The organism is Roseibium sediminicola, assembly GCF_023156505.1.
In the GTDB taxonomy this organism is placed as follows: domain Bacteria; phylum Pseudomonadota; class Alphaproteobacteria; order Rhizobiales; family Stappiaceae; genus Roseibium; species Roseibium sediminicola.
In genome coordinates this window covers 377,601-398,598 of the sequence record NZ_JALNMJ010000001.1, presented here as the reverse complement: position 1 = coordinate 398,598, position 20,998 = coordinate 377,601, and the positions used below count along the sequence as shown (strand labels likewise).

The window sequence follows — 20,998 nt, the reverse complement described above, 5'->3', positions numbered from 1 at the left end:
CATGGCAGTGTCCGTGCGCAGCATGGCCTTGAGGCAAAAAATGGGGCCGCGAATTGCGACCCCAAGTTGATCACTGTGCACGTGGCCCCATCGACCACACCCTTCCCTTAAGGGAGATCCGCACCCGGCGCATCACCCAAAAGGGTGATTAATGACGATTTCGTGAAAAGTTGCACATTTTTTGCCGGTCCAACTTTTAATTTAGTCGGACAAATTCGGCCCAACCTTCGTACTCCTGTCAGGGCAGGCCAATTTGGCACATTCCACCCGGCGCGTTTGCGCCCTATATCGGGTTGGTGTATGCCTGCCCGCCAGTTTTCAAATCGTGGAGCAATCTCCAGAGTGACTTCCAAGCCAGATACCCCGCTTCTCGACAAGGTCGTTTCGCCGGCTGATTTGCGTCAGCTTGAGGAAGCGGACCTGCGTCAGCTTGCCGATGAGTTGCGCAGGGAGACCATCGACGCCGTGTCGATCACGGGCGGGCATCTCGGCGCCGGTCTCGGGGTCGTCGAATTGACGGTCGCGCTGCACTATGTCTTCAACACGCCTGAAGACAAGGTCATCTGGGACGTCGGGCACCAGTGTTATCCGCACAAGATCCTGACGGAACGGCGCGACCGCATCCGCACACTGCGCCAGGGCGACGGGCTTTCCGGCTTCACCAAGCGCGCCGAGAGCATCTACGATCCCTTTGGTGCCGCGCATTCGTCCACGTCGATTTCCGCGGGTCTGGGCATGGCGGCCGGCCGGGACCTCAACGGCGGCGACAACAATGTCATCGCGGTGATCGGCGACGGCGCCATGTCCGCGGGCATGGCCTATGAGGCCATGAACAATGCCGGTCATCTCGGCTCCCGGCTGATCGTCATCCTGAACGACAATGACATGTCCATCGCCCCACCGGTGGGCGCGATGTCGGCCTATCTGGCCAAGCTGGTGTCCGGTCCGACTTATCAGACCCTGCGCGACGCCGCCAAGAGCCTGGCCAAGAACCTGCCCAAGCAGATGTTCGAGAAAGCAGCCCGCGCGGAAGAATACGCCCGAGGTTTCTGGACCGGTGGCACCTTGTTCGAGGAACTCGGCTTTTATTACGTAGGCCCGGTGGACGGCCATAACCTGGAACACCTGCTGCCGATCCTGAAGAATGTCCGCGACACGCATCATGGCCCGGTGCTGATCCATGCGGTCACCCAGAAGGGCAAGGGCTATGCGCCGGCGGAAGGGGCCAAGGACAAATATCACGGTGTCGCCAAGTTCGATGTCGTCACCGGAAAACAGGCAAAACCCAAGGCCAATGCGCCAAGCTACACCAATGTCTTCGCCACTTCCCTGATCAAGGAAGCGGAAACGGACGACAAGGTGGTCGCGATCACGGCGGCCATGCCGGACGGAACCGGACTGGACCTGTTCGGCGAAGCGTTTCCGGAACGCACCTATGATGTCGGCATTGCCGAACAGCATGCCGTGACCTTCGCGGCAGGGCTGGCCACGGAAGGCTACAAGCCATTCGCCGCGATCTATTCCACCTTCCTGCAACGTGCCTATGACCAGGTGATCCACGATGTGGCGATCCAGGGCCTGCCGGTGCGTTTCCCGATCGACCGCGCCGGTCTCGTCGGCGCCGACGGGCCGACCCACGCGGGCGCCTTCGATACCGCCTTCCTCACCTGTCTGCCGGGCTTTGTCGTCATGGCGGCCGCCGATGAGGTCGAGCTGCGCCACATGGTGGCGACCGCGGTTGCCTATGACGACGGCCCGATCTCCTTCCGGTATCCGCGCGGCGAAGGCGTCGGTCTGGACATGCCCGAACGCGGCAGCGTTCTGGACATCGGCAAGGGCGTCATCCGGCGGGAAGGCACCAAGGTGGCTTTGCTGAGTTTCGGCGGCAGAATGGCCGAATGCCTCAAGGCGGCCGAGGAACTCGATGCAGCCGGCCTGTCGACGACGGTGGCCGACGCCCGTTTCGCCAAGCCCCTCGACATGGACATGATCCGGCGGCTGGCGCGCGAGCACGAAGTGCTGGTGACCGTGGAAGAAGGCTCCGCCGGCGGCTTCGGCAGCCACGTTCTGACACGGCTTGCCGAGGAAGGCCTGCTCGACAACGGCCTGAAGGTACGTACGCTCGCGCTGCCTGATGTTTATCTCGACCAGGACAAACCCGATGTCATGTATGCCCGGGCGGGTCTTGATTGCGACGGCATCATGAAGACCGTCTTCACCGCCCTCGGCAGCGCTAGTCTGAGCGCGCCGCAACGCGCCTAAGACAAGTTCCAGTACAGTCGGACCGCTCCGCCAGGCTCGCTTGGGGAACGGTTTTATTCTTGATTGACATGGGCTTTGAGACCTGAAAAGGCTGGTTTCAAGTCACTTGCGGCGGCTTGAACCGGCTCAAGTGTTTTCGTGCACGCACAGCCCTCAGGAAGCAGCCATGGTCCAGACGCTCCTCTCCGTGTCCGCCCTCCTGTTGTCCGTCGCCCTGTTTATTTTCGGGCACGGATTGCAGACCACCCTGTTGCCGCTGGCCGCGGACCGGTTTTACTTCACAGACCTTGAAATCGGCGCGATGTCTTCGGCCTATTTCTTCGGCATGGTTCTGGGCTGCCTGGGTGCGCCGCTGATCATCATGCGCGCTGGCCATATCCGCGCCTTCGCCGCGCTGGTCTCCCTGATGTCGGGGGCGGCCATCCTGCATCCGGTCGTGATCGATCCCTATGCCTGGATCCTGATCCGCATCGTTTCCGGCTTCAGCCTCGCCGGGTTTTACATGATCGTCGAAAGCTGGCTCAACGAGAGCGCCACCAACGAGAACCGCGGCACGATCATGTCCTTCTACATCGTGATCCTGTTCGCTTGCCTGATGATGGGCCAGATCTCGATCGCAACGATGAACATTTCCTCGTTCGTTCCGTTCGCGATTGCCTCCGTAACGGTCAGCATAGCGGTGATGCCGGTCTCGCTGACCAACTCGACGCAGCCCGCCCCGATCACGCTTGTGCGGTTCCGGCCCAAACAGCTCTATCAGAATTCACCGGCGGCGTTTGTCGGGGTGCTGTTTGTCGGTGCCACCCAGGGCGCGCTTTTGACCCTGTCGCCGCTTTACGGCTCCCAGATCGGCCTGTCGACAAAACAGTCGGCGTTTTATGCCGCTGCCATTATCGGCGGCGGCATGCTGGCCCAATGGCCGGTTGGGCGCTTGTCTGACCGGACCGACCGGCGCCTCGTTATGGTCGGGCTGGGTCTCGCCACAATCGCCGCCTCGCTCGCAATCGCGATCTTTTCGCCAAACGCGTTTCTGATCGCGATCGGATCGGCGGTGCTGCTCGGCATGTTCACGCAGCCGCTCTACGCGATCTGCGTCGCCCACGCGTTCGACCACGCGCCGTCGGAAGCTTTTGTCGAAACCTCTTCCGGCATGCTGCTGTCCTTCGGCATCGGATCGATTGTCGGTCCGCTGCTGGCTTCCATCATCATGGGGCAGATCGGTCCGTCCGGCCTTTATTTCATGATCATCGGTGCCAACATCCTGATGGTCATCTTCATCCTGACCCGTATTTATGCGCGCCAGGCCCTGACGGCAGACGAGAAGACCGACTTCGAATACGCGTCCACCGCCCAGGTCGGCTCGGTCATTTCCCCCGAGCCGCTCGATGCCGAGGCCGAGGAATATGTCATCCCGCCGGAAGAGTTTCCGGCCTATGAAGACGATATCTATAATTTTGACCAGTCCGAGGAAGGCGCAGAGGCTGACGACCGACAGCACCCGGCCTCTGACGTCGCAACGACCGGCACCGCCGGCGATGCGGCAGACACGACCGGGCCGAAGAAGCGGAGTTGAGGCGGCGACTGCGCCGTTTCGCCGCTCGACTTCCCGCGCGAACCGTCCTATAGCCGCTGCATGACGTCGCGCCTCACCCATCTGCAAGTGCTCCGGCAGGAACGCCGCCCCCTGGTGGCGCTGGCAAGCCTTGCCTTTGTGATGCGCCTCTGTCTGCTGGTGCTGGCGAGCGCCCTGACGCCCCACACCGCGGCGGCTGCCGGGCTGACCAGCCTGTGCCAGCCCTCGGCCCTTGAACAGGGGTTGCCGTCCTCGCACGATCCGCTGTCCTGCAAATGCGGACCGGTCTGCGCACATGGCTGTGCACTCGGTCCCTGCCTGGCACCGAAAACGATTGCTCTGGAACAATCAAAGGCCACTGCAATTGCGCGCCCGGTCTGGACAGACACAGTGCTGCCCCCGTCCGGCCACGAGCGCACAAAAGCCATCAGGGCTCCGCCGTTCTGCTGATCTGAAATTCGGCTTTTCTTCAGAAATCAGGACACAATCAAATGAAAATCTTCAAATCCGTTGCCGTCGCAACGGCTCTCACGCTTGTCTCGCTTTCCGCGCTTGCGAATGACTACACGGCCGGCGATCTGACGATCAGCCAGGCCTGGACCCGGGCGACACCGCCCAAGGCAAAGGCCGGCGGCGGCTTCGTCGCGATCCGCAATTCAGGCACAGAGGACGACCGGCTGGTCGCCGCCAGCTCCGATGTCGCGGCCAAGGTTGAACTTCATGAAATGACCGTCACTGACGGCGTCATGAAAATGCGCCATCTGGAAGACGGCATCTCGGTCCCGGCCGGCGAGACCGTTGCCTTGAAGCCCGGCGGCCTCCACATCATGTTCATGGGCCTTAACCAGTCCTTCGAGGAGGGCAACACCGTGCCGGTGGTGCTGACTTTCGAGAAGGCCGGCGACGTCGCCGTCGAGCTGCCCGTTGCCAAGATGGGCGCCAAGAGCCCTGCCGGCGGCGCGATGGATCACGGCAAGATGAACCACAGTAGCAACTGACCCCTTCAGGAGAGGACAGCAACCATGTCTGGTTTGAAACTCTTCCGGTACGTGGCCTGGGCGGCGGTTGCCGCCCTTGCCGTCGTGTCCGGCTGGCTGGTCTACCAGCAGACCGCGGGCAACGAGAATTCCGGCGCCCTGATCGAACCGCTCGCTGCGATCGGCGGTCCGTTCGAGCTCGTCAGCGGTACCGGAGAAACGGTCACGGACAAGACCTTCGCCGGCAAGCCGCTGGTGATCTTTTTCGGCTTCACCTTCTGCCCGGATGTCTGCCCGACGACCCTGTCGGAACTGCAGGGCTGGATGGAACAGCTCGGTCCGGACGCGGGCAAGCTGAACTATGCCTTTGTGACCGTCGACCCGGAGCGCGACACTCCGGACGTCATGCGCGATTATGTCTGGGCCTTCGACAAGCGCATCGTTCCGCTGACCGGTTCCCGTGAGCAGATCGACGCCATGCTGAAGACCTACCGGGTCTATGCCAAGAAGGTGCCCCTTGACGATGGCGACTATACGATGGACCATTCCGCCGCGGTTTTCCTGATGAATGCGGACAACAAGTTTGTCGGCACCATCGCCTTCAACGAGGACCCGGAAAACGCCATGCGGAAACTGCGCCGGCTGATCGAAAACGCGCCGGCGTCTTCCTGACGGTCCGAAATCGGGAGCAAACCGGCCACCATGGGCAAAACGCTTTACATAGGCCTGACGGCCGGCGCGACGGGTTTTCTCGCGCTGGCGGTGCTGCTGTGGCTCTATGCCGGCGACCAGGTCTATGCCGACCGCCTGATCTCGGCCATCGCCGGCTGTTTCTAAGTTCCCTTGTCCATGTCCAAACAGCGTCTTGACCAGCACCTCGTCGATGCCGGGTTCTTTCCGAGCCGGGCCCGGGCCCGCGACGCCGTGTTGCGCGGGACCGTGAGCGTGGACGGTGTTGTCTGCTCAAAGCCCGCGCAGAAAGTCGGGTCCGCCGCCGCGATCTCCGTGGAGGATCCGGCTTCCCGCTATGTCTCCCGGGCTGCCCTCAAGCTGATCGAAGGCCTGGACCGGTTCGGCGTCGATCCGTCCGGCCGGGTCGCGCTCGATATCGGCGCATCCACCGGCGGGTTCACCCAGGTGCTGCTGGAGCGCGGAGCGGCAAAAGTGCATGCCATCGATGTCGGCCATGACCAGCTGCATGACAGCCTGCGCGGCGACGCCCGGGTCGCGGTCCGCGAAGGCCTCAACGCCCGCGACCTCACCTTGGAAGAACTTGACGGTGACCGTCCGCAGCTCTTGGTTTCCGACGTCAGCTTCATTTCGCTGAAGCTGGCCCTGCCGCCCGCGCTCTCCCTGGCGGGACCGGGTGCGGAAGGCATCTTCCTGGTCAAACCGCAATTCGAGGCCGGCAAAGAGAATATCGGCAAGGGCGGGCTGGTCGATCCGGAGATCGCCGAAACGACGTCTCTCGACCTGCAGGCCTGGCTTGGCACGGTTCCAGGCTGGCGGGCCGGCGATCTCGTCCCTTCACCGGTCAAGGGCGGCGACGGCAATGCGGAATGGCTGCTTTACGGCAAAAAGGCGGACTGAAAGGCACTGTCTCCCGGCGAACTTGTCCCGACACCCCTCGATGTGCTTGCTCTGCACCGCTGTTGACGCTATCGCTCCCCCATGAGTGAGAGAGAGCTGAAAGTCACCGAGCTAGGTCATCGCGGCGACGGCATCGCCCAGACCGAGACCGGACCGGTGTTCGTCGCCGGCGCCCTGCCGGGCGAAACCGTTCGTGCCGAAGTCGTCGACGGACGCGCGAAGAAACCCGTCATCGAAACCAGGTCTCCCGACCGGATCGAGCCGCTCTGCCGGCATATCAAGACCTGCGGCGGCTGCTCCGTACAGCACCTGGCCGAACAGCCTTACCTTGCCTGGAAGCGCGACCTCGTCGTCAAGGCGCTCGGCGACCGGGGCATCGAGACCGAGGTCGGCGACACAATCGCGGCAACGGAAGGCGGACGCCGGCGCGCCGTTCTGACGGCGACGCGGGCCGGCCGCACACCCCTTCTGGGCTATCACGAGAAGGCCAGCCACAAGCTGGTCGATATTTCCGAATGCCCGGTGCTCGACCCGGCCATCGTCTCGGCTTTGCCGGGCCTGAAGAAACTCGCCGCCGCGGTTTTGCCGAAGAAGGGCGAGTTGCGCCTGACCGTACTGGCCACCACGGCCGGGCTTGATGTCGCCATAGACAAGGCCGACAAGACCTATGACCGCAAGATCCCGGCCCTTTCCCAGATGGTGATGGAGCTGGGTTTCTCCCGCCTATCGGTGAATGGCGAGGTGATCCTGGAAGTCCGGCCTCCTCTCCTTGACATGGCCGGTGTCGGCATCGTCGCTGCGCCCGGCGGCTTCACCCAGGCGACTGTCGCCGCCGAGGAAGCCCTGTCGAAACTGGTTCTGGACGGCGCCGGCAAGGCCAGGAACGTTGCCGATCTCTTCTCCGGTGTCGGCACCTTTGCCCTGCGCCTGGCGCGTACTGCCAATGTGCATGCGGTCGAAGGCGACGCGGCTGCGCTCGCAGCCTTCGACAAGGCCTTGCGCAAGCCCCAGGGCCTGAAGAAGGTCACCTTCGAGCGCCGTGACCTCTCCCGCCGCCCGCTGGTGCGCGATGAACTGGAACCGTTCGACACGGTGGTGTTCGACCCGCCACGCGTCGGTGCCCAGGCCCAAGCCGAACAACTCGCCCTTTCCAAGGTGAAGACCATCATCGCCGTTTCGTGCAATCCGGCGACACTTGCCCGCGATCTCCGGATCCTGATCGACGGCGGTTATGTGCTGCAAAGCGTCACACCGGTGGACCAGTTCCACTATTCGCCCCATATTGAGGCAGTGGCAGTGCTGACCAGGGAGTGAGCCATGAGCGCGGTGGATGAGGATTTTGGGCCTTCTTCAGGAGGACGTCCCCTGCCGCCGCTGCTGAGCCTTGCCCGCCGGACCCGTTACGCGCTGCATCAGGGCAGCCGGGTCGCGCTCTATACGCTGCATTCCGAAGTCATGCGCCGCATGAACAGGGACCTTCAAAAGGACCTTCCCGAGACGCCCAAGGTCGTTCCGGAAGGCCCGGTGCCGAGCCAGCGGCGCATGCTCGCCGACATCGTCAAGCTGTTCGCCGCCGATCTGAAGGCTGTCGAGGACGGGCTCTACCCAATGCCGTCCGATGGCACCATGACACCGGGCGAGCTGCTGGCAACCAGCCGGGCGTTTTTCAGGGACGTGCCGGAAGTGACCCGGCGACGGGCCACGGGTGCGCATCAGGAAGTCAACGAGGACGTGGACGGATTTGCATCCGCTCTGCCACGTTATTATCGCCAGAATTTCCATTTCCAGACCGACGGCTGGCTGTCAGAGGACAGCGCCAAACTCTACGATTTCCAGGTGGATGTTCTGTTTTCCGGCGCGACCGCCGCCATGCGCCGGCAGGCGCTGGTGCCCTTCGCCAGGATCCTCAGAAGGAAAGACCAGCGCAAGGTCGCCTATGTGGATCTTGCCTGCGGCACCGGCGGGTTGCTGCGCCCGGCGCTTGCCGCCTTTCCGCGCCTGACCGGCACCGGGCTGGATTTGTCAGAGCCCTATCTCACCGTCGCCCGGGACCGGCTGCGCTCGCGCCGAGTCCGTTTCGTAACGGCGATGGCCGAAAGCCTGCCCTTTGCGGACAATTCCCTGGATGTGGTCTCCTGCGTTTTTCTCTTTCACGAATTGCCGCCCAAGGTTCGGCGCCAGGTGTTCGCAGAAGTTGGCCGCGTTTTGAAACCCGGTGGCTCGTTCCTGTTTGTCGACAGCCTGCAAACCGGCGACGTGCCGGATTATGACGGTCTCCTGTCGGTCTTCCCGCAGCTGTTCCACGAGCCCTACTATACGTCTTATCTGACCGAGGACCTTGCCGGCATGGCCGCTGACACCGGTCTTGAAGAGCGCTGGAAGACCCCGGCCTTCGTCTCACGCGTCGCGGAATATGTCAAAAGCGGCTAGTCACCCGAAACTGAAGTTCGTCTCGTTTTCCGGCAGGCTCTGAACGAACTTCAGTTTCAAAAGGGTGACTAGCAAACATATGTTTCTAGTGTGGTTTTCGAATATGAAATTCGCTACGGCGTTTGCTGCACCAATGAGGCGAATTTCAAATTCACCACACCAGTCTTTCAGTATCACTGAATTTCTATCCTCCCTTCTCTTGAGGCTGAAAGGGTTTGGGCGTATATGCTCAACCATGAGACTGGATCAGTGGCTTTTGCAGACCGGAGAGAACCGCAGCGCCTTCGCGCGCCGCGCCAACCTGTCTCCCGCCTCCGTGACAGCCCTTTGCAACGACCCCAATGTCTGGGTCTCGCGGGACATGGCCCGCAAAATCGCCATCGCCACCAATGGCGAGGTCACTCCCAACGATTTTCTCGGATTAGCCACAACCAAGGAGCATCCCGTGTCCCAGGCCCGTGTCGCAGAAGCAATCCGCGCATTCGAACGCGGTGAGATGGTTGTCGTGACCGACGATGACGATCGTGAGAACGAGGGCGACCTGATCGTCGCCGCCTCCAAGGTCGTGCCCGAACAGATGGCCTTCATGGTGCGTCACACGTCCGGCATCATCTGCGCCCCGATGACGGTCGCGCATGCACGCCGCCTCCGGCTTGACCCGATGGTGGCCGAGAACGACGCGCCGCTGGCGACCGCCTTCACCATCTCCGTCGATTACCGCCAGGGCCTGACCACCGGCATCTCCGCCGAGGAACGCTGCTCCACGGTGCGGGCACTCGCCAATCCGAATGTCGGCGCCGACGATTTCGTGCGGCCCGGTCACATCTTCCCGCTGGTCGCCAAGGAAGGCGGCGTGATGATCCGCTCCGGCCATACGGAAGCCGCCGTCGATCTCTGCCGCCTGGCCGGCCTGGAGCAGGTCGGCGTGATCAGTGAGCTGGTCAATGACGACGGCACCGTCAAGCGTGGCCAGCAGGTGGCTGAATTTGCCGCCGAGCACGACTTGAAAATGGTCTCGGTCTCCGACCTGATCGCCTGGCGCCAGCGCACCGAACGCATGGTCGAGCGCGTCAACGAGCAGCCGGTCGACACCGTTCACGGCCCGGCCTACGCGATGACCTATTCCACGCCCTATGACCCGATGCACCATGTGGCCATCGTCTATGGCGACATTCTCGACGGCCGCAGCGTTCCGGTGCGTCTGCAGCTGGAATCCGTGCTCGACGATGTCTTCGGCGACGCCCAGCCGCTCGACCCGATCATGAAGCATTTCGCTGAGCGCGGCCGGGGCGTGATCGTCTATCTGCGCGAAGGCTCAGTCGGGGTCGCCCGTCAATCCAGGCGCGCAAGATCCGATTTTGAAGCTGCCGACACCGAAGAACACAGCTCCGCACAAGCTAGACAGGAACAATGGCGTGAAGTGGGGCTTGGCGCGCAGATCCTGAAGGACCTGGGTGTCAGCTCGATCCGCCTGCTGGCATCGCGTGAACGCCATTACGTGGGGCTGGAAGGGTTCGATATCAAAATTGACGAAACCGAGATCCTCGACACCTAGAGGATCCTTTGCGAGGTGATCCTTCATGGCGGCTAAGACCGAGGCAGTTTCGAAAGGGGAGACAGCGAAGCCGGATCCCGTGCCTTTCACGGTCGGCTTCAACCGGGGCCAGAGCGAAGGCCTGGTTTATGGCTCTCTTCTGCTGGGCATCGTCTTCACCGTCATTGGCGTTGTCGGCGGTCTGCCTCTTCTCGCCGTCGCCGGGCTGGCCCCTCTCGGCATCGCCTACTGGCATTTTCCGATGATCGAGAGGAGCCGGCCCCAGCTGGGCGCCAACGAGGACGGACTATACGTTGAGCGCATCGGCTTCATCGACTGGGCGGCGATCCGCATGACCGACGTCAAGCGCACTTCGGTGCGCAACATGGAACTTGTCCGTCTCGACGTTTTGCTCACCCGCCCTCTGGAAAACGCGGTCACCAAGGCACAGACCTTCCCGGTCTGGAAAAAATTCATGATGCGCAACTGGAAACGCACCCCGCGCGAGCATGGCCGGGAGCTAATCGCCATCAACCTGCACACGCTCGCTGCCGACCCCGAAGAAATCCTCAGCCGCATCCGGGCGTTCAAGTTAGTTTGAAGGGCCTAACCAGAACGAAGCCCCCTCTGCCGTCATCCCGGCCAAGTAACGCGCGAGCCGGGACCGGGGAGCCACCTTCGTCTGTTTTCAGATCATATCAGCGAAAGCCTGTGGCTCCCCGATTTCGGATCTTCGCTGCGCTCCGTCCGGGATGACGAATGATGGGCTTGGGTTCCGTTGCCTACATCAGGTGTTCCTTGAAGAATTCCACCATGCGCTCCTCGGCAAGTGTGGCCGCCGCCTCGTCGTAGCGCGGGGTGGTATCGTTGTGGAAGCCGTGGTTCACGCCCGGATACATGTGAGCGACATAATCCTTGCCATTGGCCTTGAGGGCTTCCTCATAGGCCGGCCAGCCGGCATTGATGCGCTCGTCCAGTTCGGCATATTGCAGCATCAAGGGCGCCTGGATCTTGGCCACATCGGCGGCATCCGGCTGGCGGCCGTAAAACGGCACACCGGCCGCAAGCTCCGGATAGGCGACTGCGATGGCGTTGACGACGCCGCCGCCATAGCAGAAACCGCAAGCGCCGACCTTGCCGGTGCTGCCCTCGTGGTTGAGCAGAAACTCGAACCCGGCGAAAAAATCGTTCATCAGCTTGGTTCCGTCCACGGTACGCTGCAGTTCGCGCCCCTTGTCATCCGTGCCCGGATAACCGCCAACGGAGGTCAGTCCGTCCGGAGCCAGTGCCATGAAGCCGGCCTTGCCGAGGCGGCGGGCGACATCCTCGATGTAAGGGTTGAGGCCCCGGTTCTCGTGAACCACCAGAACCGCGGGCAGCTTGCCGGCCGCACCGGCCGGCCTCACAAGATAGCCGTTGACCTCGCCATGCCCGTTCGGCGACGGATAGGTGATGCGTTCGTTGACAATGGCCGCATCGTCCGGCGCGACCTGCTGGGCGAGCGCATAATTGGGCGACAGCTGGTCCAGCAGCATCGCCGCGGTGACACCGGCGACCGCAAATTTGGCGGCCCCGTTCAGGAACTCGCGCTTGGTGATCTTGCCATGTGCGTAAAAGTCGTAAAGGTCGAGCAGTTCCTGCGGAAAGTCCTTTGCCGTCATGCGGCGGACCGGTGTCATCTCGTTCATGTCTTCACTCCCTGATAGGCACGGCGATGTGCTGCAATCGAAACTAGGAGCATGTGCGCCGAGGTCCATGGGCAAGGGACCCTGGAATTTGTAACGAGATGTAACGTTGACCGGCTTAGCCGATCTGGCCGCGGTGGCGCAGGAAGTGATCGGCGAGCACACAGGCCATCATAGCCTCGCCCACCGGCACCGCGCGGATGCCGACGCAGGGGTCGTGACGGCCCTTGGTCATGACGTCGACCTCTTCACCCTGCCGGGTGATCGACTTGCGCTCCGTCAGGATGGAGGATGTCGGCTTGACCGCAAAGCGGGCGACCAGCGGATCGCCGTTGGAAATGCCGCCGAGAACGCCGCCGGAATGGTTGGTCAGGAACATCGGCTGGCCGACATCATCGATGCGGATCTCGTCGGCATTGTCCTCGCCCGTCAGGCTGGCCGCGTCGAAACCGTTGCCGATCTCCACCCCCTTGACCGCATTGATCGACATCATGGCCGCGGCTATGTCGGTGTCGAGCTTGCCGTAAATCGGCGCGCCCCAACCGGAGGGCACGCCTTCCGCGATCACCTCGACAACCGCCCCGACGGAGGATCCGGCCTTACGCACACCGTCCAGATACTCAGCCCAGAATTCGGCCGCCTTTGCGTCGGGAGAGAAAAACGGATTGTTGTCGACTTCCGCCCAGTCCCAGTTTTCCCGGGCAATCTTGTGCGGACCGACCTGAACCAGTGCTCCGCGTATGGTAACGCCCTGCAGGACACGCCGCGCCACCGCACCGGCGGCAACGCGCATCGCGGTTTCACGCGCGGAGGACCGGCCGCCGCCGCGATAGTCGCGGATGCCGTATTTGGCATTGTAGGTGAAATCCGCGTGACCCGGCCGGAACCGGTCCTTGATCTCGGAATAGTCCTTGGAGCGCTGATCGGTGTTCTCCACCATCAGCGAAATCGGCGTACCCGTGGTTTTCTGCACGCCGTCATCGTCCACCATGACACCGGACAGGATCTTCACCTGATCCGGCTCGCGGCGCTGGGTGGTGAAGCGGGACTGGCCAGGCTTGCGCTTGTCCATGAAGCCCTGGATATCGGCTTCGCTCAAAGGGATCAGCGGCGGGCAGCCATCGATCACGCAGCCGATAGCCGGTCCGTGACTTTCGCCCCAGGTCGTGACCCGGAATAGATGACCAAAACTGTTATGCGACATGAAAGGCTTCCGCAGCTTGAAAGAGAGCAGTCAGGAGCCGAGCGATACGCCATCGGGCCTGCAAGCTCAAGACCGGAGCAAGCTGTAATCGTTCGTTTTGACGATAATCAGTTGCTGGGTTGATCCGCCAAATTTTACGCCCGGCAGAAGACACGTTTACGATCACCCGACTGTTACCCGGTAACACTATTAAGTAAAATCGGCCCGTTTGACCTCCCTATAGTCCAGTTTCGCCTTAGGGTTTGCCAATCCTTAAGCCCTTGCCTGTATGACGCAGGATAACCATAAGCACTTCAAGAGGCGCGACGTTGCGGATCCGTGGCTGGCTGACAGGGCTGATCGTTTTTTTGCTGGCACCCAGCCTGCTGTTCGCATCGCTTTGGTTCTACAACAAGTTCGACAAGGTCAGCGCCATCGACCGGAGCCTTGACGGCCTGCACCTGATCGAGGCGCTCGGCCCGCTGATGCAGGAAAAGGCCCTCACCGGCAAGATCAGTGCACCGCCAACCACTCTACGTCAGAGACTGATCGCCTTCGGCGGCACGGCGCGGTCCGCCGAACTCACCGCGCATCTGGACACGTTTGTCCGGGAACCCCAGGTCCCACTGGCCCTGCGACAGGCACGGACACTCTCGTCTTCGATCTCTCAGCTGGCAAAGCTCAGCTCGTCCTCGTCCTTCGAGGCCTCCCGGTTGCCGCATTTGGTCACCGATGCGCTGCCCGCCGTCGTCATCGAATCCTCAATCATGGTAAGCAACGCCAAGAGCATCGTGACCCGCTTGGAAATCAATGTCTGGGACAAGATGCTGATCCCGGTCCAGGGTGGCCAGTTCAAGATTGCCGCCGATGGCGCCGCGCGCGAGACCGCGGAGTATTTCAATCTTCTTACCGGCGAGAGCGCCGAGCAATTGCGGCAACAGGCGAAGGCTTATCGACGGGCGAATCTGGCCTATCAGTCAGAGGGCGCCAAGTTGCTGTCCACCACCATCGCCGCCAAGAGCGGCGCAGATATTGTTGCCGAGCCGGTGCTGACGGCCCAGCCGGATCTGGTCAGCACGACTTTCACGCTGTGGCAATCGGCGTTGGACTTTCTTTATGAAGATCTGCAGACCCAGCGGGCAGAGACCCTGTTTGCGGTTGCGCTGGCCGGGCTCGTCGGCGGGCTGGTCATCCTGGCTGCCTTCGCCATCGCAATCGCCCTCAGCCGGGCACTTGCCGACCGGACCCAGCAGGAATTCGAGAGCCTAGGCTTCCATGATCCTCTCACAGGTCTGCCCAACCGGCGCGCGCTGCTGAACACCATCCGCTCCCTGCCGGAGCGCGCGACGGAAGGCTGTGCCGGTGTGATCCTGATCGACCTGCGGCAGTTCAAGAAGGTCAACGACCGTTTCGGCGACCACCGCGGCGACGCGATCCTGCGCGATGTGGCCGAACAATTGTCAGAGCAGGCCGAGCCGGAAGACTTCCTGTGCCGCAGCGGCGGTACAGAGTTCACACTGCTGCGGCCGCACGTGAAAGCCGCCGCCCGTTTTGAGGAATTCGGTCACAAGCTGCTCCAGGAAATCGGCAAGGAACGGATTGTCGACACTCACAAGACGGTTATCGACGCCAATGCCGGACTGTTCATCAGCCGGCCGCAAGAGCCTGTAACGGACAATATTCTCATCGATGCCGCGCTGGCACTGCGCTCCGCCAAGCAGAAAGGTCCGCTCAAGACCGACCGGTTCACGCCGGACATGCGAACCGCCTTCGAGGAAAACGACGAGATCGCCAAACAGCTGCAAAAGGCGCTGAAAGATGGCGAGATGGTCGCCTGGTACCAGCCCCAGGTGAATATTCACACCGGGAAGGTGGTCGGGGCAGAAGCCCTGGCCCGCTGGATTGTGGATGGCAATGTGCGGTACCCGGGATCGTTCCTGCCGGCCGCCGTCGAGGCCGGCTACATGGAGCAGATCGAGGCGACAGTACGCGAAAAAGCCCTGCACTTGGCCGTCAATCTCAGCGGCAAGACCCATCACCCGATCCACCTGGGCCTGAACGTCTCCGCCAGCCTGCTGACCAATCCCAAAGCGGTCGACGCCCTGAACCTGCAGGTCAAGATGCTGGGTCTGGAGCCGTCCGACATCAGCCTGGAGATCCTGGAAGCGGTGATGATCGACGAAATCACGGCTGCTCCAATCAAGGAAAACATCGCCCGCCTGTCGGAACTTGGCTTTTTCATCGAGCTCGACGATTTCGGCACCGGCCATTCCAGCATTTCCAGCTTGCGCGACCTGAAAGTAGACCGGGTCAAGATCGACCGCAGTTTCATCTCAGGTGTCGACACAAATCCGGGCCTGCAGAAATTCACCAGCGCCCTGATCAACCTCGCCAAGAGCCTGGACATCAGTGTTCTGGCCGAGGGCGTGGAGACCGAGGGCGAACGCGACTGGCTAAAGGACAATGGCTGCGACGTCATCCAGGGCTTCCTGATTTCGAAAGCCGTTCCGGAAGATGAGCTGGCCGCGCTCATTCTGAAACAAAACTACGCTCAACCGTCGTCTGGCAGCGCACCTAAGCTGGCCGCTCAGGCGCTTTCCTGACCGATTTTGGCTTCGTCCAGACGCGCTTGCCGCTGCTTGAATTCCGCTGCTGCCACCGACAGTCCGCCATTGGCGCCATCGACAAAGTGGATGTGGCGGCTGTTGCCGATATCCTCGACAAAACAGGTCATCAGGGCACTGTCGGAGACATGCAGGCCATAGACCAGCTCACCTGCCGCATAAGCATCGCTGAGATGGCTTTCGACAGCTGACAGCTGCTCCGGTGTCAGGTCCAGTACCAGTTGCAAACTGTCGCCGACCTTGCGGTGATCTGTATTGAGGCTCAGTTCCTTCATATAGCGCTTCGGGTCGAACGGACCGATGCGCCAGCCGGTGACAAAGGAAATCACAAAGGCAACACACTCGATCAGCGCGCGGACCCAGCCGCCCACATGGTTCTTGGCGGATCCCAGAAGCACCTCGTAGCGCAGCCCGCTCGGTGGAAACCTGAACCGCAGGCGGCTCTTGTCGGCAAGACGCGTACGAGCATCATCCGCGAGCGGATTGTAGCCAAGCCTGGTGGCGATATCCGCCATCACTCCGGGCAGCGTCTTGCCGCCGGCGGGTTTAAGGATCAGCGACACAATATGCCCTTCGCGGGCCGGTAGCGGCTCCCAGCGGCAAGACAGGCCGTCCAAAGGCGGCAGCGCCGTCTTCTCGACGGCAACGGCAAAGGGGGCCACCTCGTCGGGGCTCTTCAGGATCCTGTCGGCGATGGCCAGTCCGTCCCCAATGATCATCGCCAGGTGGTTGCCGGGGCTGAGCTGGTATTTGCGCAGGCGGACATCACCGCCGAGCGCGCGCAGATGGGACACCGGGATGGTAGCCGCCCGCAGTTCCAGTTCCATGACCTGGCGCGCCAGATCGACCACACCGGCAAGGGCTTCCCGGGCGGCGGCAACATCCTGCGCAGGCACGACCAGCATGGCGCCGTCGCCGCCAAAGACAAAGGGGGCATGGTCCCGGCCGATCCGGTTCAAAACGGCGGCGATCACCGAGGCGCCGACCATGTTGACTTCCTTGTAGCGCCCCGCAGCGACCGCGTCGGTCGAGCGGACGATGTCCGCCGCAAGCACGTGCCAGTCATCCGGTACCGGGCGGTATTCGTCGAGCACGCCGACGGTGCTGAAATCGGTAAAGCTGGGCAGCTCGCTGTAAAAGTCTTCCGCCGACATGGGTCTCGTCCTGATGAATGGGCAGTCTACGCGCCGGCCACGGCTGTCGATCAGGTGAGAACGCGGCCTCGCCTGTCAACTCTTCGTGTAGTCCGGACCGCGCGGGTCGGGCTGTTCAAGTAATGCGATTGGTCCCGTCCAGCGCTTCAGACGACGGCGAACTGGCCGTTTCGCCAGACGAACACCTTGTCCTGGGGCACGTCCAGCTTTGGCACGGCGACCCTGTCGCGGCCTTCCAGATGGCCGCGCAGCACACGAAAGACCCCGCCATGGGACACAACGACCGATGGCCGGTTGACGGTCTTCAGCCATCGGCCGATCCGGCCGGCCAGCATCTCGTAGCTTTCGCCGCCAGGCGGGACAAAACCCCATTTGTCGGCGCGGCGCTGCACGATGAGGTCCTGCTCGCCGTCCGCGAGCTCTTCCAGCGTGAAGCCCTCCCAGGCGCCGAAGGTGATTTCCTTGAGCTGGTCCTCGAGCCGGTAGGCTGCTTTGTCGAGCCCCATCGCGGTGCGCAGCAATTCCATGGTCGACCGGGTCCGGCCGAGTGGCGACGAAACGAAGTCGAGCCCTGACGGGTCGAGCCCTTCCCGCTCCAGATAGGCTTTGAGGCGCATGCCGTTGCCGGCAGCCTGAGCCTTGCCGGTGGCGTTCAGGGGAATGTCCTTCTGCCCCTGCATGCGGCCTTCGAAATTCCAGTCGGTCTCGCCATGCCGGACAAAGATCAGCAACTCGGGATCGTGCAATTTCGGCAAGAGGCCGGGATCAGACAGGGTCTGCATTCTGGTCATGGAGGTCCTGGAAAACATGCGCTGCCCGACGCAACGACGCCGGAGAGATACGATAGCAAAACGGCCGGTCAGGGACCGGCCGCGTGTCTTCACTCAGTCCTTGACGACCGAGATGTCAGGCGCATCGACCGCCTTCATGCCGACGATGTTGTAGCCGCAGTCGACATGCTGGATTTCTCCGGTCACGCCGCGGCCGAGGTCGGACAGGAGGAACAGGGCGCTGTCGCCGACTTCCTCGATTGTGACGGTCCGGCGCAGCGGCGAGTTGTACTCGTTCCACTTCAGGATATAGCGGAAATCGCCGATGCCGGAGGCCGCCAGGGTCTTGATCGGGCCGGCGGAGACCGCGTTAACGCGGATGTTCTTCGGGCCGAGATCCATGGCGAGATATTTCACGCTGGTTTCCAGGGCCGCCTTGGCAACACCCATGACATTGTAATGCGGCATCACCTTCTCGGCGCCGTAATAAGTCAGGGTCAGGATCGAGCCGCCGCCTTCCATCAGCTTTTCGGCCCGCTGGGTGACAGCCACAAGCGAATAACAGGAGATATCCATCGTGCGGGCGAAATTGTCGGAGCTGGTTTCAACGAAGCGGCCGGTCAGTTCCGCCTTGTCGGAAAAGGCGACGGCATGAACGAGGAAATCGATCTTTCCCCATTTGTCTTCCAGAGCCTTGAAGACAGCATCGATAGACGCGCCGTCGGTGACGTCGCAATGGCCGGCAACGAAGGCACCCAGCTGCTCGGCCAGAGGCTCGACCCGCTTCTTCAGGGCATCGCCCTGATAAGTCAGCGCCAGTTCGGCTCCCGCGTCGGCCAGTGCTTTGGCAATGCCCCAGGCAATCGACTTGTTGTTTGCCACGCCCATGATCAGGCCGCGTTTGCCATTCATCAGTCCACGCGTTTCCGCCATCTTCATCTCCGAAAGAATTCCACTACCACCCGAACGGGCTGGCATCCTATGGCACAAGGGATTTCGTCCTTCAAGTGACACGGCGACGGAATGAACCGTCGACGCGGCCGGATCGAGCCACTATGTTGACGCCCGATTTTTACCGTCAAACTTCACGAGGACCCCGCTCATGGAGCGCTCTGCCCACGCCGACCGTTTCGCTGAGATGATCGGCGCAGCCAATGTTCTGACCACCCGGGAAGACCAGGCCCCCTACCTGACCGAGTGGCGCGATCTCTACCATGGCGTCACGCCTATGGTGTTGCGTCCCGGCAGCACGCAAGAGGTCAGCGCGGTCATGGCCTATGCCTATGAACACGACCTCAAGATCGTGCCGCAGGGCGGCAACACCGGCCTCGTTGGCGGTCAAATTCCGCAGGAAACCGGGGACGAAATCGTGTTGTCGTTGTCGCGGCTGAACAAGATCCGCAACGTCGATCCGGTCGGTTTCACCCTCGTCGCGGAAGCCGGCGTGGTGCTGGAAACGCTGCACAATGAGGCTGAAAAAGTCGACCGGTTGTTCCCCTTGTCCCTCGGCGCGCAGGGCTCGTGCCAGATCGGCGGCAACATTTCAACCAACGCCGGCGGCACCGCCGTGCTGGCCTATGGCAACACCCGCGACCTGGTTCTCGGGCTCGAGGTTGTGCTGCCGAGCGGAGAGATCTGGAACGGTCTCAGAACCCTTCGCAAGGACAATACCGGTTATGATTTGAAACAATTATTTATCGGCGGCGAGGGCACCCTGGGGATCATTACGGCTGCCGCGCTGAAACTCTTCCCCAAGCCGAAGAAGCTCGAGGCGGCCTTTGTCGGACTGCCGGATCCGCACGCTGCGCTGAAATTGTTCACCATGGCCAAAGCGGGCGCCGGACCGGTTCTGACCGGCTTTGAAATCATGCCGCGGGTCGGCGTCGAGTTCTGTCTGAAACACCTGGAAGGGGCTCGCGACCCGCTGGAAGGCGAGCATGCCTGGTACGTGCTGATGGAACTGTCCAGCGGCTCGGAGGCGTTTCCCGTGCGCGACCTTCTGGAAAGCATCCTCGGTGAGGCTTTCGAAGCGGAACTGGTCGAGGACGCGGCTTTCGCCCAGAACCTGACGCAGGTCAACGATTTCTGGCACATTCGCCACGGCATGTCGGAAGTGCAGAAGCCGGAAGGCGGCTCGATCAAGCACGATGTTTCCGTCCCCGTAGCCTCCATTCCAGAATTTCTGGACAAGGCCATGGCCGCCGTCGAGGCTTTTGTGCCCGGCTGCCGGCCCGTGCCCTTCGGCCATATCGGCGACGGCAACATCCACTTCAACGTCAGCCAGCCCGTCGAGGCGGACAAGGAAGCCTATCTTGCCAAGTGGGACGAGATGAATGCCATCGTGCACGGCATCGTCCAGGAGTTCGGCGGCAGCATCTCCGCAGAACACGGCATCGGCCGGCTCAAGCGGGATCTGCTCTCGAACGTCAAATCCGACATTGAGCTGGACCTGATGAAACGCATCAAGTCGGCCTTCGATCCGAAAGGTCTCCTCAATCCGGACCGGGTCCTCAAGGCATAGAGCGTTTCACGTGTTGAAAAAGCCGCCCTGCCCTCCAGGGCGGCTTTTTTCGTAAGGCCCGTGGAGCAGTCGGACCGGCTCTGCAACATCGTGCACATCTAATCTGTCCAATACTTCGCGCTCACACCGGTGATTGCTTTTGCCACGGCCGGCCGATTTGGACTGCGGCGCCGCTCTGCCGATCAAGTGTCAAAAATGACGGGTTGCCCGAAAAACCCGATGCCTGGGGATAAGGTTAACGCCGAGACGTCCTGGCAACAGCGAAACGGGCTTCGTTACAATCAACCTCAGCCCGTTGATCCGCCTTCAGTTTACGGAAACGGCACTCAGTGCACGCGAATGAAAGCCCGCTGCGACAAGCCCCTCTTGACGGCGGAAATTTTCCCCAACTTCCACTGTCACATTCCGTCTCCTGGGTGGCTCAGAATTGGATTTTGCGGATTGCTCTACTTGGTAGTTGACAACACCCTTTGCCAGCCACTCGTCAGAAATCACAGGACTTTTTCCGATGTGGCAGCCATTGCATCGGTCGATTTCACTAGTTTTGCAGCTGCCTTTTGAAAACTCGCAGAAAAAATCCCCAAAAGTTAAATTTTTCCTAAAACTGTTTGCATGCCCACAGGCAGAGCTGAAACAGGGACAGGAGAACAACTCAGGCAGGACTTGCGGCATGTCCTGACGACGACGGAAGCGAA

At 61.8% G+C, this 20,998-nt stretch carries 18 protein-coding genes; 13 read left to right on the top strand and 5 right to left on the bottom strand.

What is annotated here, in order from left to right:
• The first annotated feature begins 342 nt into the window (after window positions 1-342).
• The 11 genes from dxs (at window position 343) to M0H32_RS01755 (ending at window position 10,967) form a co-directional block, all read left to right on the top strand.
• Entirely contained in the window at window positions 343-2,262 is a 1,920-nt protein-coding gene (dxs, locus tag M0H32_RS01800) for a 1-deoxy-D-xylulose-5-phosphate synthase (protein WP_248149948.1), read from the top strand.
• Between the two features lie 166 nt (window positions 2,263-2,428).
• Complete coding sequence (locus M0H32_RS01795) at window positions 2,429-3,835, top strand: MFS transporter (RefSeq protein ID WP_248149946.1); 1,407 nt, start codon at window positions 2,429-2,431, stop codon at window positions 3,833-3,835.
• 60 nt (window positions 3,836-3,895) lie between these two features.
• Complete coding sequence (locus M0H32_RS01790) at window positions 3,896-4,285, top strand: hypothetical protein (RefSeq protein WP_248149944.1); 390 nt, start codon at window positions 3,896-3,898, stop codon at window positions 4,283-4,285.
• 41 nt (window positions 4,286-4,326) lie between these two features.
• Window positions 4,327-4,833 carry a copper chaperone PCu(A)C gene (locus tag M0H32_RS01785; RefSeq protein WP_248149941.1) on the top strand — a complete coding sequence of 169 codons (507 nt, stop codon included), beginning with the start codon at window positions 4,327-4,329 and terminating at the stop codon, window positions 4,831-4,833.
• 24 nt (window positions 4,834-4,857) lie between these two features.
• Window positions 4,858-5,484 (top strand): SCO family protein, encoded by a 627-nt coding sequence (locus tag M0H32_RS01780; RefSeq protein WP_282448996.1) that lies wholly within the window; start codon window positions 4,858-4,860, stop codon window positions 5,482-5,484.
• Window positions 5,485-5,514: 30 nt separating this feature from the next.
• Window positions 5,515-5,649, top strand: coding sequence for a hypothetical protein (locus M0H32_RS29400; protein ID WP_282448995.1), 135 nt, complete (start codon window positions 5,515-5,517; stop codon window positions 5,647-5,649).
• Between the two features lie 12 nt (window positions 5,650-5,661).
• A complete protein-coding gene (locus tag M0H32_RS01775) occupies window positions 5,662-6,402 on the top strand; it encodes a TlyA family RNA methyltransferase (protein ID WP_248149939.1) in 741 nt (246 codons plus the stop codon).
• Window positions 6,403-6,483: 81 nt separating this feature from the next.
• Window positions 6,484-7,716 (top strand): class I SAM-dependent RNA methyltransferase, encoded by a 1,233-nt coding sequence (locus tag M0H32_RS01770; protein ID WP_248149937.1) that lies wholly within the window; start codon window positions 6,484-6,486, stop codon window positions 7,714-7,716.
• 3 nt (window positions 7,717-7,719) lie between these two features.
• Window positions 7,720-8,832, top strand: coding sequence for a class I SAM-dependent methyltransferase (locus M0H32_RS01765; RefSeq protein ID WP_248149935.1), 1,113 nt, complete (start codon window positions 7,720-7,722; stop codon window positions 8,830-8,832).
• A gap of 235 nt (window positions 8,833-9,067) precedes the next feature.
• Window positions 9,068-10,387: a 3,4-dihydroxy-2-butanone-4-phosphate synthase gene (ribB, locus tag M0H32_RS01760; RefSeq protein ID WP_248149933.1), complete on the top strand. Its 1,320-nt coding sequence runs from the start codon at window positions 9,068-9,070 to the stop codon at window positions 10,385-10,387.
• A 25-nt stretch (window positions 10,388-10,412) separates the two neighbouring features.
• A complete protein-coding gene (locus tag M0H32_RS01755; protein ID WP_248149931.1) occupies window positions 10,413-10,967 on the top strand; it encodes a hypothetical protein in 555 nt (184 codons plus the stop codon).
• Window positions 10,968-11,148: 181 nt separating this feature from the next.
• Here the strand turns inward: M0H32_RS01755 and yghX are convergent, their stop codons facing one another.
• Together yghX and aroC are read right to left on the bottom strand one after the other, a co-directional pair.
• The gene (gene yghX / locus M0H32_RS01750) at window positions 11,149-12,054 is read right to left on the bottom strand and encodes a YghX family hydrolase (protein ID WP_248149930.1); all 906 of its coding nucleotides are present in this window, start codon (window positions 12,052-12,054) and stop codon (window positions 11,149-11,151) included.
• Between the two features lie 115 nt (window positions 12,055-12,169).
• Window positions 12,170-13,255 carry a chorismate synthase gene (gene aroC, locus M0H32_RS01745; protein WP_248149928.1) on the bottom strand — a complete coding sequence of 362 codons (1,086 nt, stop codon included), beginning with the start codon at window positions 13,253-13,255 and terminating at the stop codon, window positions 12,170-12,172.
• A gap of 308 nt (window positions 13,256-13,563) precedes the next feature.
• Between aroC and M0H32_RS01740 the strand changes: the two genes are divergently transcribed.
• Window positions 13,564-15,837, top strand: coding sequence for a putative bifunctional diguanylate cyclase/phosphodiesterase (locus tag M0H32_RS01740; protein ID WP_248149926.1), 2,274 nt, complete (start codon window positions 13,564-13,566; stop codon window positions 15,835-15,837).
• Here M0H32_RS01740 and M0H32_RS01735 read toward each other — a convergent pair.
• From M0H32_RS01735 to fabI, 3 genes are all read right to left on the bottom strand, one after another.
• Window positions 15,822-17,012 carry a DUF3095 family protein gene (locus tag M0H32_RS01735; RefSeq protein WP_248149924.1) on the bottom strand — a complete coding sequence of 397 codons (1,191 nt, stop codon included), beginning with the start codon at window positions 17,010-17,012 and terminating at the stop codon, window positions 15,822-15,824. The genes M0H32_RS01740 and M0H32_RS01735 overlap by 16 nt on opposite strands.
• Before the next feature lie 146 nt (window positions 17,013-17,158).
• Window positions 17,159-17,794 carry a histidine phosphatase family protein gene (locus M0H32_RS01730; RefSeq protein ID WP_425607285.1) on the bottom strand — a complete coding sequence of 212 codons (636 nt, stop codon included), beginning with the start codon at window positions 17,792-17,794 and terminating at the stop codon, window positions 17,159-17,161.
• 102 nt (window positions 17,795-17,896) lie between these two features.
• A complete protein-coding gene (gene fabI / locus M0H32_RS01725) occupies window positions 17,897-18,715 on the bottom strand; it encodes an enoyl-ACP reductase FabI (protein WP_248149920.1) in 819 nt (272 codons plus the stop codon).
• 169 nt (window positions 18,716-18,884) lie between these two features.
• Between fabI and M0H32_RS01720 the strand changes: the two genes are divergently transcribed.
• Complete coding sequence (locus M0H32_RS01720; protein ID WP_248149918.1) at window positions 18,885-20,303, top strand: FAD-binding oxidoreductase; 1,419 nt, start codon at window positions 18,885-18,887, stop codon at window positions 20,301-20,303.
• Window positions 20,304-20,998: the final 695 nt, after the last annotated feature.